This window comes from Amycolatopsis echigonensis, from assembly GCF_002846615.1.
Classification (GTDB): domain Bacteria; phylum Actinomycetota; class Actinomycetes; order Mycobacteriales; family Pseudonocardiaceae; genus Amycolatopsis; species Amycolatopsis echigonensis.
In genome coordinates this window covers 398938-412679 of the sequence record NZ_PJMY01000003.1, presented here as the reverse complement: position 1 = coordinate 412679, position 13742 = coordinate 398938, and the positions used below count along the sequence as shown (strand labels likewise).

At 69.2% G+C, this 13742-nt stretch carries 14 protein-coding genes; 7 read left to right on the top strand and 7 right to left on the bottom strand.

The window, feature by feature from the left end; genetic code table 11:
- Positions 1-7: 7 nt before the first annotated feature.
- From ATK30_RS06390 to kstD, 4 genes are read right to left on the bottom strand one after another with little or no spacing between them, the layout of a single operon-like run.
- Entirely contained in the window at positions 8-1042 is a 1035-nt protein-coding gene (locus tag ATK30_RS06390; RefSeq protein WP_101434752.1) for a ferredoxin--NADP reductase, read from the bottom strand.
- Positions 1035-1301, bottom strand: coding sequence for a hypothetical protein (locus ATK30_RS06385; protein ID WP_101434751.1), 267 nt, complete (start codon positions 1299-1301; stop codon positions 1035-1037). Before ATK30_RS06385 ends, ATK30_RS06390 begins: the two co-directional genes overlap by 8 nt.
- Positions 1298-2482, bottom strand: a complete 1185-nt coding sequence (locus ATK30_RS06380) for a Rieske 2Fe-2S domain-containing protein (protein WP_101434750.1) — start codon at positions 2480-2482, stop codon at positions 1298-1300. The genes ATK30_RS06385 and ATK30_RS06380 overlap by 4 nt, the downstream gene beginning before the upstream one ends.
- Positions 2479-4155: a 3-oxosteroid 1-dehydrogenase gene (kstD, locus tag ATK30_RS06375; RefSeq protein ID WP_101434749.1), complete on the bottom strand. Its 1677-nt coding sequence runs from the start codon at positions 4153-4155 to the stop codon at positions 2479-2481. The genes ATK30_RS06380 and kstD overlap by 4 nt, the downstream gene beginning before the upstream one ends.
- Positions 4156-4255: 100 nt before the next feature.
- Here kstD and ATK30_RS06370 point away from each other — a divergent pair, with 100 nt between their 5' ends.
- From ATK30_RS06370 to hsaB, 5 genes are read left to right on the top strand one after another with little or no spacing between them, the layout of a single operon-like run.
- The gene (locus ATK30_RS06370; protein WP_101434748.1) at positions 4256-5842 is read left to right on the top strand and encodes an FAD-binding protein; all 1587 of its coding nucleotides are present in this window, start codon (positions 4256-4258) and stop codon (positions 5840-5842) included.
- Between the two features lie 32 nt (positions 5843-5874).
- A complete protein-coding gene (gene hsaA / locus ATK30_RS06365) occupies positions 5875-7044 on the top strand; it encodes a 3-hydroxy-9,10-secoandrosta-1,3,5(10)-triene-9,17-dione monooxygenase oxygenase subunit (RefSeq protein WP_101434747.1) in 1170 nt (389 codons plus the stop codon).
- Positions 7044-7889 carry a 4,5:9,10-diseco-3-hydroxy-5,9,17-trioxoandrosta-1(10),2-diene-4-oate hydrolase gene (gene hsaD, locus ATK30_RS06360; RefSeq protein WP_208637289.1) on the top strand — a complete coding sequence of 282 codons (846 nt, stop codon included), beginning with the start codon at positions 7044-7046 and terminating at the stop codon, positions 7887-7889. The genes hsaA and hsaD overlap by 1 nt, the downstream gene beginning before the upstream one ends.
- Complete coding sequence (hsaC, locus tag ATK30_RS06355) at positions 7889-8788, top strand: iron-dependent extradiol dioxygenase HsaC (RefSeq protein WP_101434746.1); 900 nt, start codon at positions 7889-7891, stop codon at positions 8786-8788. Before hsaD ends, hsaC begins: the two co-directional genes overlap by 1 nt.
- On the top strand, positions 8785-9363 hold the full coding sequence (gene hsaB, locus ATK30_RS06350) for a 3-hydroxy-9,10-secoandrosta-1,3,5(10)-triene-9,17-dione monooxygenase reductase subunit (RefSeq protein WP_101434745.1): 579 nt from the start codon (positions 8785-8787) through the stop codon (positions 9361-9363). The genes hsaC and hsaB overlap by 4 nt, the downstream gene beginning before the upstream one ends.
- 52 nt (positions 9364-9415) lie before the next feature.
- On the opposite strand, the gene ATK30_RS06345 is transcribed toward hsaB, so the two are convergent.
- Positions 9416-9670, bottom strand: a complete 255-nt coding sequence (locus tag ATK30_RS06345; protein WP_101434744.1) for a Smr/MutS family protein — start codon at positions 9668-9670, stop codon at positions 9416-9418.
- Positions 9671-9750: 80 nt separating this feature from the next.
- Here ATK30_RS06345 and ATK30_RS06340 point away from each other — a divergent pair, with 80 nt between their 5' ends.
- Positions 9751-10344, top strand: coding sequence for a PadR family transcriptional regulator (locus ATK30_RS06340; protein WP_244194536.1), 594 nt, complete (start codon positions 9751-9753; stop codon positions 10342-10344).
- On the top strand, positions 10341-11519 hold the full coding sequence (locus ATK30_RS06335) for an FAD-dependent oxidoreductase (RefSeq protein ID WP_208637288.1): 1179 nt from the start codon (positions 10341-10343) through the stop codon (positions 11517-11519). The genes ATK30_RS06340 and ATK30_RS06335 overlap by 4 nt, the downstream gene beginning before the upstream one ends.
- On the opposite strand, the gene ATK30_RS06330 is transcribed toward ATK30_RS06335, so the two are convergent.
- Together ATK30_RS06330 and ATK30_RS06325 are read right to left on the bottom strand one after the other, a co-directional pair.
- Complete coding sequence (locus tag ATK30_RS06330) at positions 11516-12565, bottom strand: MBL fold metallo-hydrolase (RefSeq protein WP_101434741.1); 1050 nt, start codon at positions 12563-12565, stop codon at positions 11516-11518. The genes ATK30_RS06335 and ATK30_RS06330 overlap by 4 nt on opposite strands.
- Positions 12566-12575: 10 nt before the next feature.
- Positions 12576-13610, bottom strand: coding sequence for a fatty acid desaturase family protein (locus ATK30_RS06325; RefSeq protein WP_101434740.1), 1035 nt, complete (start codon positions 13608-13610; stop codon positions 12576-12578).
- Positions 13611-13742: the final 132 nt, after the last annotated feature.

Below are 13742 nucleotides of genomic sequence, written 5' to 3'. Positions count from 1 at the left end.
TCTCCACTCACTCGTAACTGACGGACACCTCGTCGGTCAACGGTACCGACTGGCAGGCCAGCACGATCCCGTCGGCGATGTCCTCGGCGTCCAGCACCTCGTTGTTCAGCATTTTCACCTCGCCGGAGGTGATGCGGCACGCACACGCGCTGCACTGGCCCTCGCGGCAGGAGTACGGCGCGTCGAGGCCCTCGGCGAGCAGATGGTCGAGCAGCTTCCGCTGCCGCGGCCACGACAGCTGCCGGGTCTCGCCGTCCAGGTCTACGGTGAGCTCGGTGGTCTCGCCGCCGGCGTCCCCTGTGTCGTCTACCGGTTCCGGTTCGTCCGCGAAGGGATTTCCGGTGAGCGAGTGGAACTTCTCCACGTGCACGCGTTCCCGCGGCGCGCCGAGTTCGCGCAACGCGTCCTGTGCGGCGGCCATGAACGGAGCCGGGCCGCAGAGGAACGCTTCGCGCCCCGCGTAAGGCTGGGCGAGCGCCCGCAACGCGGCGACAGTCGGCAGGCCCTGCAGGCTTTCCAGCCAATGCACGACGGTGAGCCGGTCGCCGAACCGCTCGGCCAGCTCGCGCAATTCCGCGGCGAAAATCACCGACTGTTCATCGCGGTTCGCGTAAACCAGCACTACGTGGCCGCTGCCCTTTTCCAGCGCGGACTTGAGGATCGACATCACCGGCGTGATCCCGCTGCCCGCGGCGAACAACAGGAAGTCGCTATCCAAAGAGGACGGACAGAACACGCCGGACGGCCGCAGCACGTCGATCGTCGCGCCCACCCGAAGCTCGTCGCACACCCAATTCGAGCCGTACCCGTCGGCGGTCCGCTTGACCGTGACCTGCACCCGGCCCTCGTGCGGCGCGCTCGAAAGCGAATAGCAGCGCGCGACGGAACCCGTTTGGTCGCTGGGAATCCGCAGCGTGAGGAATTGCCCGGGGGAGTAGGCGAACCGGTCGAGATGCTCCTCCGGGACGGTGAACACAATGGACCGGGCGTCCGCGGTCTCCTCGATCACCTCGGCGACGGTGAGCGTGACGACCTCAGTCATGGCGCACCTGCCCGAAATCGCCGTCCCGCACCGCGTTGTCGATGCTGTCCGCGAGTTTCTCGCAGGTGTCCAGCAACGCGGTGTTGCCGCCCGACGCGGCGTGCGCGGCGAACACCGGGCAGCTCGTCGCGGCGTCGGTGGTCCACTGGATGCTGGTGTGCTTCAGGCTGTTTTTCTTGACCAGCACACAGGTTCCGCAGCTGCGGCATTCGTGCGGCCGCAGCCCGGAGGTGAGGAATTCCGTGGCTTCGGCCGTCACACCCCAGCCTCCTCCGACGGGGCCGACGCGGCCGCCGCCTCGGCCTCCGCCCGCTGGCGCGCCAGGTTCTCCTGCACCTCGGCCGCCCACGCCTCGTTCGCCTTCGTGGTGTCCACTTCGAACTCGAACCGGCGCGTCATGTCCTCGGTGACGTCCGCGGCGTCCACGTAGAACTGTTCGTACCAGCGGCGCAGCTGGTAGACCGGGCCGTCCTCCTCGCACAGCAGGGGGTTGTCGATCTTGGTCTTGTTCTTCCAGATCTCCACGTCCTGCAGGAAGCCGACGCCGATGCCCTTCGCGAGCTTCGCGGCGATCTTGTCCGCGTGCTCGTCGGAAACGCCGGGCATCTTCTTCACCATGATGCCCCACTGCAGCACGAACGACGTGGGCGAAACCGGGTAGTGGCAGTTGATCAGCACGTTCTCGATTTCGAAGCCCTGGAAGGAGTTTACCAGCCAGTTGATCATGTAGGAGGGCCCGAAATACGAAGCCTCCGAGCGCAGCAGGTTTTCCTCGCCGCCGTAATTGGACGCCATGCCCATGTCCGGGCGGCCCTTGGTGTTGAGGTACTGGGTCGCGATGTGGCCCTCGAACACGTTCTTGAAATACGTCGGGAAGGCGTAGTGGATGTAGAAGAAGTGCGCCATGTCCACCACGTTGTCGATGATCTCGCGGCAGTTGGCGTTCTCGATCAGGATCGAGTCCCAGGTCCAGTTGCTCCACTCGTCGCTGAACGCGCCCTCGACGCGCGGGATCACGACGTTCTCCGGCGGCGGGTTGCCCTCCGGATCGTGCCAGACGAACAGCTGCTTGTTCTCCTCCAGCACCTGCCACGCCCGCGTGCGCGCCCGCAGCGGAACCCGCTTGGCGTACGGGATCGACTTGCACTTGCCGTCGCCGCCCCAGCGCCAGTCGTGGAACGGGCAGGCGACCTCGTCGCCCTTCACCGAGCCCTGGGTCAGGTCGCCGCCCATGTGCCGGCAGTACCCGTCGAGCACGTTCAGCTTCCCGGCGGTGTCGGCGAACACGACGAGCTTCGTGCCGAATGCCTGGATGGCGTGCGGGTTGCCGTCGCGGAAGCTGTCGGCGAGCCCGAGGCAGTGCCAGCCGCGGGCGTACCGCGCCGGGGGCGCCCCGGCGTCGATCGTGCGGATCTGCGATCCATCGGTCTTCGGCGTCACTGCCTGCCTCCCGTGCCGGTCTGATCTTCGTTGGCCAGCGCCTGTGCCGCAAGGTAGCCGAACACCATCGCCGGGCCGATGGTCGCGCCCGGCCCGGCGTAGGTCCGGCCCATCACCGGTGCGCTGGTGTTGCCCGCCGCGTAGAGACCGGGCACGACCGTGCCGTCCTCGCGCAGGACGCGGGCGTTCTCGTCGATGCGCAGCCCGCCCTTGGTGCCCAGGTCGCCGGGCACCACGCGGACCGCGTAGTACGGGGCCTTGGCCAGTTCGCCGAGGCTCGGGTTGGGGCGGTTGCGCGGGTCGCCGTAGTAGTGGTCGTAGGCGCTGAGCCCGCGCTGGAAGTCGTCGTCGACGCCCTTGCGCGCGAAGCCGTTGAACCGCGTGACGGTCTGTTCCAGCGCTTCGGCGGGCACGTCGATCTTCTCGGCGAGCCCGGCCAGCGTCGCGGACTTCGCCACGATCCCGGCCTGGTACCAGCGCCCGGGCAGCGGCTGCCGCGGGCCGAGGCCGGTGAACAGGTAGCGGTCGCGGTAGCGCTGGTCGAACACCAGCCATGCCGGGACGTGCTTGCCCGGGCCGTCGCCGTCGCCGTACATCGCGTGCACGGCCTCGACATACGGCGCGGATTCGTTGACGAACCGCGTGCCCTGGGCGTCGACCATCAGGCAGCCGGGCCGGGAGCGTTCCGCGAGCGCGAACCACGGGCCGCCGGTGAGCGGGAACGTCGGTCCCCACCAGGCGTCGTCCATCAGTTCGGTCGCCGCGCCGAGCTTGAGTCCGGCGTTGATGCCGTCGCCGGTGTTCGCCGCCGCGCCGACGGTCCATTCGGTGCCGATCGGCGCGCGCTGGTACTTGGTGCGCATCTCTTCGTTGTGCTCGAAGCCGCCGCAGGCCAGCACCACGCCGCGACGCGCGCGAAACAGCGTTTCGGTGCCGTCGCGGCGGGCCACGATGCCGGTGACGACGTCGTTCTCCACCTGCAGGTCGACCAGCGGCGTGTCCAGCAGAATCTCGACACCCGCGTCGCGCAGGCCCTTCCGCAGCCCAGCCGCAAGCGCTTGCCCCATGGACAGCAGCTGCTGCCCGCGGACCCGTCCGACCAGCCATTTCCTCCCGAGCGACAGCATCCGGGCGAACCCGCGCGGATGCCGGGCGATCAGGCTCAGCCAGCGGTAGTCCGACTGGGTGATCGGCACACCGAGCGGCGGTGCGCTGTACGGCGGTTCGAGCTGCGCCAGGTCGCTGCCGAGCAGTTTGCCGTCGAGCGGTTTCGGTTCGACGGACCGGCCGCCGGGACGTCCGCCGGGCGCCTCGGGGTGGTAGTCGCTGTAGCCCGGGACCCACTGGAACTCCAGCGGCGTGTTCCGTGTGACGAACTCCAGCACCTCGGGGCCGTGGTCGAGGAAGGCCGTGCGGACGTGCTCGGGCACCACGTCGCCGACGATCGATTCCAGGTACTGCCTCGCGCGTTCGGGTGGTTCTTCGATGCCCGCGGCGCGCAGCGCGTGGTTGCCGGGCAGCCAGACGCCCCCGCCGGAGCGGGCGGTCGAACCGCCGAAGCAGGCTGCCTTTTCCAGCACCACCACGGAAAGGCCGCGATGGGCGGCGGCGAGCGCGGCGGTCATCCCGGCGGCGCCGCTTCCGGCCACCACCACGTCGTACTCGTCCGACATGCCACCTCACATGCAACGTGTTATCGGCTAAAGCTGGCCTGCTCGGGGCCACTTCCGTCACCATAGACGAGAACGTGTTCCAGTTCTAGGGTGGCGGGCTATGGACGAGTTCGGGGCGGACGTCGTGATCATCGGAGCCGGCGCGGCCGGCGTGTGCGCGGCCATCGAGGCGGCCGACGCGGGCGCCAGCGTGCTCCTAGTGGACCGGTTTTCCGGCGGCGGGGCCAGCCGGGTGAGCGGCGGCGTGGTCTACGCCGGGGGAGGGACGCCGCAGCAGCGCGCCGCGGGCGTCGACGACAGCGTGGACGCGATGTACGCGTACCTGCGGATGGAAACCGGCGACGTCGTGTCGGAACGGACGTTGCGGCGGTTCTGCGAGGAAAGCGCCGACATGGTGGCGTGGCTCGAGCGGCAAGGCGTGCCGTTCGAGGGCAGCATGTGCGACTACAAGACGTCGTATCCCAGCAACAAGCATTACCTCTACTACTCCGGCAGCGAACTGTCCGGCGGCTTCCGCGACGTGGCGAAACCCGCGCCGCGCGGACACCGGGTCAAGGGGCCGGGCACCTCCGGGAAGCTGCTGATGAAGCAGTTGCTGGCGACGGCTCGCCGACGCGGGGTGCGGGTGCTGCCGCAGACGCAGGCGATGAACCTGATCACCGATGATTCGGGCAATGTCACGGGGGTGCTGACACGCACTTTGCGGGACGCGCCTCCGTGGGTGCGGGCGCGGCACGCGCGGCTCGCGGATTGGGCGGCGAAGCCGGGTATCTACGTGCCCGCGATGCGTCGATCGCTGCACCAGCGGGTCGAGCGGATCGAGCGCAAGCACGCGCGTGAGCTGCGGATTGTCGCGCGGCGCGGCGTCGTGCTGGCCGCGGGCGGGTTCATCGTGAACCGGGCGATGGTGCGCGAGCACGCGCCCGCGTATCGCGGCGGGCTGGATCTCGGGACTGCCGCCGACGACGGGTCCGGCATCCGGATGGGCGTGGAGGTCGGCGGGCGCACGGCGGAGCTGGACCGGGTGTCGGCGTGGCGGTTCCTCACGCCGCCGTCGGCGTTCCTCGGCGGGCTGCTGGTGGGCGCGGACGGACGTCGGATCATCGACGAATCCCGGTACGGCGCGGCGATCGGCGAACGCATGATCGCCGAGCACGGCGGACGCGGCTGGCTGCTGGTCGACGAGCCGATCGTCGCCGAGGCCCGGCGGGACGGCCGAAAACAAGGCCAATGGTTCGCGACGCTGCAGCTGCGATACCTGCTCGGCAAGGGCCGGGTGACCGGCGGGACGATCGAAGAAGTCGCCACGCGTGCCGGGATCGACCCGGCAGGGTTGGCGGCGACATACGCCGAGTACCAGCGCGGTCCGGATCCGGCGGGCAAACCGGCGGACTTCGCGCGCCCGCTGGACACGCCGCCGTACTCGCTGATCGACGTGTCGGTGAAACCCAATCTCGGCTACCCGTGTCCGATGCTGACGCTGGGCGGCCTGGTGGTCGACGAGGACACTGGCGCGGTGGCCGGCGTACGCGGTCTCTACGCGGCCGGACGCACCGCAGTGGGAATCTGTTCCAGGTCGTATGTCAGCGGCCTCTCGCTGGCTGACTGCGTGTTTTCCGGTCGTCGAGCGGGGCTTCACGGCGCGCGCGGGACGGACCGCGTCGACAAAAACGAGAACGTGTTCTAGTCTTGAGCGTGTCGAGCGAGAGAGGACGGCCGATGAGCGAGCTGGCTGCCGTGATCGCGGGGGTGCGCGACCTCCTTCCCGTGCTGCGGGAACGCGCACAGGAGACCGAGGACGCCCGTCGGATCCCCGCCGAATCAGTGAAAGCGCTGCAGGAGACCGGATTTTTCCGCCTGCTGCAACCGAAACCGTACGGCGGCCTCGAAGCCGACCCGGTCACCTTCTACACCGCGGTCAAGCTCATCGCGAGCGCCTGCGGGTCCACCGGCTGGGTCGCGTCGATTCTCGGCGTGCACCCCTGGCACGTCGCGTTGTTCGACGCGCAAGCCCAGGCGGACGTGTGGGGCGAGGACCACGACGTGCGGATTTCTTCGTCGTACGCGCCGATGGGCAAGGCGACCGTCGTCGAGGGCGGCTACCGGCTGTCCGGGCGATGGAGCTTCTCGTCCGGAAGCGACCACTGCACGTGGGCGCTGCTGGGCGGGCCGGCGTTCGCCGACGGCAAACCGGTGGACTTCTGCACGTACCTCGTGCCGATCTCGGATTACTCCATTGTGGACGTCTGGGACACGGTCGGGCTGCGCGGCACCGGGTCCAACGACATCGTCGTCGAGGACGTTTTCGTGCCGCAGCACCGCGCGCTGAGCTTCATGGCGACGTCGAAGTGCAAGACCCCGGGTCAGGAAGTCAACCCCGGCCCGCTGTACCGGCTTCCGTACGGTTCCGTCCACCCGAGCACCATCACCGCGCCGATCATCGGGATGGCACAGGGCGCGTACGACGCGCACGTGGAGCACCAGGGCAAGCGGGTGCGGGCGGCGTACGCGGGCGAACAGTCCAAGGAGGACCCGTTCGCGAAGGTGCGGATCGCCGAGGCGGGCAGCGAGATCGACGCGGCCTGGCTGCAGCTGACGCACAACATCGACGAGCTGTACCAGCTGGCCTGCAAGGGCGAGAAGCTGCCGTTCAGCACGCGGTTGCGGGTGCGCCGGGACCAGGTGCGCGGCACCGAGCGGGCGATCTCCGCGATCGACCGGCTTTTCGAGAACTCCGGCGGCCGCGCGCTGCAGCGGGGCACGCCGATCCAGCGCTTCTGGCGCGACGCGCACGCGGGCCGGGTGCACGCGGCGAACGACGCGGAGCGCGCGTACGTCATGTTCGGCACCGGCGAGTTCGGCTTGCCCGTCGAGAATGCGATGGTCTGATGGCGCCCGAAGGTTCCTATGTAGACACTGCGGGCGGGCTTCGCCTGCACTACCACGAATCCGGCGCGGAAAACGCCGAGACGGTGCTGTTGCTGCACGGCGGCGGCCCCGGTGCCTCGGCGTGGAGCAATTTCGGCCGGAACCTGCCGGTGTTCGGGAAGTCCTACCGGACGCTGGCGATCGACCAGCCCGGGTTCGGCCGGTCCGACAAGCCGACTGAGCACCCGCAGTACTTCCGGCACAGTGCGGACGCGGTCGTCGGCCTGATGGACCAGCTCGGCATCGAGCGGGCGCATCTCGTTGGCAACTCGCTCGGCGCGGGCGCGTCGGTCCGGCTCGCGCTGAACCATCCCGACCGCGCGGGACGGCTGGTGCTGATGGGCGCGGGCGGGTTGAGCGTCAACCTGTTCGCCCCGGATCCGACCGAAGGCGTGCGGCTGCTGTCCCGGTTCGCCGCGGATCCGACCCGGGAGCGGATGGAAGCGTTCCTCCGGATCATGGTGCACGACCAGGCGCTGGTCACCGACGAGCTGATCGACGAACGTTTCGAGATCGCGCGTTCGCCCGAGTCGCTCGCGGCGATGCGGGCGATGGGCAAGTCGTTCGCCCTGCCGGATTCCTTCGAGGAAGGCATGTTGTGGCGCGAGGCTTACCGCCTGCGGCAACGGGTCCTGCTCGTCTGGGGTCGGGAGGACCGGGTCAACCCGCTCGACGGCGCGCTGCTGGCGCTGAAAACGATTCCGCGTGCGCAACTGCACGTGTTCGGCGGCTGCGGCCACTGGGCGCAGCTGGAGAAGTTCGACGAGTTCAACCGACTCGCCCTCGACTTCCTCGGGAGTTCGTGATGGCTATCCGTTCGCTGGGATATCTGCGCATCGAAGCCACGGACATGGACGCCTGGCGCGTCTACGGGCTGAAGGTGCTCGGCATGGTGGAGGGTTCGGGCTCCGACCCGAACGCGCTCTACCTGCGCATGGACGATTTCCCGGCGCGATTGGTGATCGTGCCGGGGGAGAAGGACCGCCTGGCGCAAGCGGGCTGGGAGGCGGCCAACGCCGCGGAACTGGACGACGTCCGCGCCCGGCTCGACGCGGCTTCGGTGCCGTACAAGGAAGGCACGCCCGAAGAGCTGGCTGACCGCCGCGTGGCGGAGATGATCAGCTTCACCGATCCGTCGGGCAACACCCTGGAGGTGTTCCACGGGGTCGCGCTGCAGCACCGGCGCGTGGTGAGCCCGTACGGCCACCGGTTCGTCACCGGCGAGCAGGGCTTGGGCCACGTGGTTTTGTCGACCCACGACGACGCGGCGGCGCTGGCGTTCTACCGGGACGTGCTGGGCTTCCGCCTGCGCGACTCGATGCGCCTCCCGCCGCAGATGGTGGGCCGCCCGGCCGACGGCGATCCGGCGTGGCTGCGCTTCTTCGGCTGCAACCCGCGGCACCACAGCCTGGCGTTCCTGCCGATGCCGACGCCGAGCGGGATCGTCCACCTGATGGTGGAGGTCGAGGAGACCGACGATGTCGGGCTGTGCCTGGACCGCGCGAAGCGCAGGAACGTCCCGATGTCGGCGACGCTGGGCCGGCACGTGAACGACCTGATGCTGTCGTTCTACATGAAGACCCCGGGCGGCTTCGACGTCGAGTTCGGCTGCGAGGGCCGTCAGGTCGAGGACGAGGCGTGGATCGCTCGCGAGAGCACCGCGGTTTCGTTGTGGGGCCACGATTTCTCCGTGGGCGCGCAATGACCGCCGCCGTCCCGGAGGTCGTGCCGGACCGGTTTCGCGAGGTGCTGGGGCACTTCTGCACTGGGGTGACGGTGGTGACCGGCTACGTCGAGGGCTCCTCTTCCTTGGCTGGTCCCGCCACGCCCACCGGCCCGGTGGGTTTCGCCTGCCAGTCCTTCGCGGCGTTGTCGCTGGACCCGCCGCTGGTGCTGTTCTGCGTCGCCCGGACCTCGCGCACCTGGCCCGCGCTGGCCGCGGCGGGCGCCTTCGCGGTGAACGTGCTCGCCGAAGACCAGCAAGCGGTCTGCGCCGAGTTCGGCCGCCGGGGCGGCGACAAGTTCTCCGGAGTGTCCTGGCGGCCTGCCCCGTCGGGCGCGCCGCTGCTCGACGGGGCCCTGACCTGGGTGGACTGCGAGGTGCAGGCCGTCCACCCGGCCGGGGACCACTACGTGGTGGTCGGGCGCGTGACGGCGCTGGGCGAGACGTCCGACGCCCGCCCGCTGCTGTTCCACCGCGGCCGCTACACGGTCACCGAACCGGTGCCGGACGCGCTCGCCGCGCTGATGCCCTGGCCCCGCCCGGACGACTGGCTCTGACGCCCTCGTGAGTGGCGATCACGGTTCTCACCGTGATCGCCACTCACGAGGTCTACTTCCAGCGGAAGTGCACGAACACCCGCCCGAAGTTGTCTTTGTCCTTTTCGACGCGGTGGTAGAGCGCCTTCACGTCCTTGCGCTCCAGGAACCGCAGGACGTGCTTCTTCAGTTGCCCGGACCCCTTGCCCGGGATGATCTCCACGAGCGGTGCCTTCTTCGCGACCGCCTCGTCGATGACCGCGCGCAGTGCCCGGTCGATCTCCTCGCCGCGGTTGTAGATGTCGTGAAGATCGAGCTTGAGCTTCATAGCTCCTTCCTACCCCATGGACTCATAGTCGACATCGACTACTCTTGCGCGTATAGTCGATCCTGACTAAGGAGCTTGTGGTGAAGCGACGCGTGGTGGGGAATCCGCTCGGGCTGGCCGTGCTGGCGGGCTTGCTCGAGGAGCCGATGCATCCGTACGAGATGGCGCGGCGGTTCGTGGAGTACGGCAAGGAGCGGGATTTCAAGTACACCCGCAGCTCGCTGTACATGGTGGTCGGACAGCTGGAGAAGGCCGGGTTCATCGCGGCGCGGGAGACCCTGCGCGATTCGGCGCGGCCGGAGCGGACGGTCTACGCCATCACGCCGACCGGCCGGCTCGAACTGTTCGACTGGATGCGCGAACTCGTCGCCGAACCGGCCACTGAGTACCCGCTGTTCGGCGCGGCGCTGTCGCTGTTCGTGGTGCTGCCCGTGGACGAGGTGCACGAGTTGCTCCTGCAGCGGCTCGCCGCGCTGACCGCGATCGCCGACGAGATCCGCGCGACGATCGACGCCGGGCGGGAGCAGGGGCTCGCCTGGTGGTTCCTGGTCGAGGAGGACTACCGGCTCACGAAGGTCGAGGCGGAGCGCGGCTTCGTCGAACGCCTCGCCGAGTCGGTTGCCGGGGAGGACTACCGGCAGGCGTGGGAAACCTATTTCAAGGGGAGAACATGAACGTGCTAGTGATCGGTGGCGGCATCGCAGGCGCGACCACCGCGATGGCGTTGCGGCAAGCGGGAATCGAAGCGGCCGTTTACGAGGCTTATCCCAAGGCGGCGGACGGAGTCGGCACCGCTTTGACGCTGTCTCCCAACGGCCGCAACGCTTTGCGGCAGATCGACGCCGACGACGCGGTGGCCGCGGTCGGCATCGAGGTGCCCGGAATGGTGATGCAGAACCACAGAGGCCGCGTGGTCGGCAGATTCGACGGGCTGCCGGAACTGCCGTCCAGCCTGCTGCTGCGCCGGGACCGGCTGTACCGCGTGCTGATGGACGAAGCGCGGAGCCGGGGAATCACGGTCGAATTCGGCAAACGGCTGAAGTCCGTCGAGAACAAAGCGGACCGGGTGATCGCGCACTTCGCCGACGGTACTTCCGCTGCTGGTGACATCCTGGTCGGTGCGGACGGCATCCGGTCGGCAGTCCGGTCCGCTTTGGACCCGGTGGCGCCCGCTCCGCGCTACACCGGATTGCTCGGTCTCGGCGGCTGGATCCGCAATCCTGGCCTGCCGGTCACCGGGAGCTATCAGCATTTCGCCTTCGGCAAGCGCGCGTTCTTCGGCTACTTCATCGGCGCGGACGAGATTCTCTGGTTCAGCAACGTTCCCGCCGCCGACCCAGCCGAAGCGAAGTCCGCGTCGCCGGAGCATTGGCTCGCGGTGCTCCGGGAACGGCACGCGGACGACATCCCGGCGCGCGACATCATCGCCCTGCTGAAGCCGGAAGACGTTGCCCAGCCGGGAATACTGGAGGACATCCCGACAGTGCGGACGTGGCATCGCGGCCGGGTCGTACTGGTCGGCGACGCCGCGCATCCGACGTCGCCGAGTTCCGGGCAGGGAGCGTCGCAGGCGATCGAGAGCTCTCTCGAGCTGGCTCGCGCGCTGCGAGACAACCCGGACGTGGCAACGGCTTTCGCCCAGTACGAGGCGGCCCGGCGGGAACGGGTCGAGCGGATCATCGCGCGGGCGGCGAAAATCAACAACGACAAGGCGGCGGGTCCGGTGGCGCGGATCATGCGTGACCTGCTGATGCCGGTGATGATGAAGACGGTGATGAGCCCGGAGAAGATGTTCGGGGACCTGCATCGCCACCGGATCGAGTTCGCGCCTTCTCCCGCCTCGGTTTAGCCGAGGGTCTGCCACCAGCCGTCGACCGGAGGGGGAGCGGACGCGTCGATCCGTTCCCCGGGTTTCGGGATCGCGAGCGGGAGGTCGTTGGCCTTCGCCTCCCGCCACACCCGGTCCGCGGGGTCCGACCAGGTGTGCATGGCCAGCGTGAACGTCGCCCAGTGCACCGGGATCAGCAGGCCGCCGCGCACGTCCAGGTGGGCGGCGACCCCTTCCTCCGGCGTCATGTGGATGTCCGGCCAGTGCGGGGCGTATGCGCCGACCTGGATCAGCGTCGCGTCGAACGGGCCGTGCTGCTCGCCGATCTCGGCGAAACCGGGGAAGTACCCGGTGTCGCCGCTGTAGTAGACGCGATGCTCCGGACCGGCGATCACCCACGACGCCCACAGAGTGCTGTCGTTCGCGAGGCCGCGGCCGGAGAAATGCTGCGCGGGTGTCGCGACGAACCGGATCCCGGCCACCACCGCGGCCTCGTGCCAGTCGAGTTCGATGATCCGCGCGGCCGGGACGTGCCACCGTTCGAGGTGCGCGCCGACGCCGAGCGGGACGAGAAACGGCGCGTCGGTCAGCGAAATCAGCGCCTGGACGGTGGGCAGGTCCAGGTGGTCGTAGTGGTCGTGGGAGATCACGATCGCGTCCAGCCGGCCCAGTTCGCGCAGCGAAACCGGGGGAGCGTGCAGCCGTCGAGGCCCGGCGAACGCGGCGGGCGAAACCCGGTCGCCCCACACCGGATCGCACAGCACGCGGGCGCCGTCGATCTCCACCAGCGTGGACGCGTGTCCGTACCAGGTAAGGAAAAGGCCGTCGGCGGAGGAGGCGGCGGGCGAGGAGACCAGCGGGACCGCACCACCCGGACGGCGGCGGGCGCGGTCCTCGCCGAACAGGAATTCGCGCACGAGCGCACCGGGGGAGGAGGGCGTCGCGCGAGTCGCGGCGGCGTTGCGGAACACGCCGTCGGCGAACTGCGGAGACTGGTGCATCCGCTCCGCACGAGCTCCGGTGGCCCTCGCACCGAAGGCCACCGGAGTCAATGCCGCGAACGTCATGCCACCGAGTCTACGAAGCGTTCCTGAGAGGGGCCCCAGCTTCGTACAGGTGCCGCAGCGTCTGCCGGTACGACGACACCAGCCCGGTCCGCAGGTAGGGAATGCCGATCTCGGCGCAGTACGCCTCCACCATCGGCTGGGCCCGGCGCAGATGCACCGACGGCATGCTCGGGAACAGGTGGTGCTCGATCTGGTGGTTGAGGCCGCCGAGCAGGACGTCGACCACCGGTCCGCCCGCGACGTTCCGGGAGGTGAGCACCTGCTTGCGGAGGAAGTCCAGGTCCGTCTTGCCGGTCAGCGTCGGCATGCCCTTGTGGTTCGGCGCGAAGATCGAACCCATGTAGACGCCCCACAGCCCCTGGTGGACGGCGAAGAACAGCAGCGCGAGGCCCGGCGGGAGGACGATGAAGAGCGCGGCGAGGTAGACCGCGAAGTGGGTGAACAGCAACGCCGCTTCGATCCCGCGGCGGCGCAGTCCGGGGCGCGCGACCGCGCGGACGCCGGACCAGTGCAGGTTGAGGCCTTCGAGGGTGAGCAGCGGGAAGAACAGCACCGCCTGGTGCCGGCCGATGAACCGGGGCACGCCGCGCGCCTCGCGAGCCTGCCGCTGGGACCAGACGAGGACGTCCGGGTCGACGTCCGGGTCCAGCTCCTCGTGGTTCGGGTTGGCGTGGTGCCGGGTGTGCTTGTCCATCCACCACCCGTAGCTCATCCCGATGCCGAGGTTGCCGGCCAGCCGCCCGGCGATCTCGGCGGGACGGCGCGTGCGGAACACCTGCCGGTGCGCCAGGTCGTGCGAAAGCAGGGCGATCTGCCCGAACAGGAACGCCTGGAACGCGGCGACGGCGAGCTGCCACCATGAGTCGCCGAGCAGCGCGAACGCGACCCAGCCTCCCGCGAACAGCACGGTGACGAGCGCGATCCGAGCGGTGTAGTAGCCGGGGCGGCGGTCGAGCAGACCGGCGTCGGTGATCCGGCGGCAGAGCCGGGCGAAGTCGCTTCCCGGCCGTGGGGGCGAGGGGAGGACGAGCTTTTCGGTGGTCACCCGGGCGAGTATTGCGGCGCGGCGCCCCGGCGGGAAACCTGCAGACCCGACGGATCGTCCTGGGGTTGCCCCTACCCCGTGCTTGTGCATTCCCGAAGCGGTGCTGCTCAAGCGGGTCGCGAGGCGCGGGCG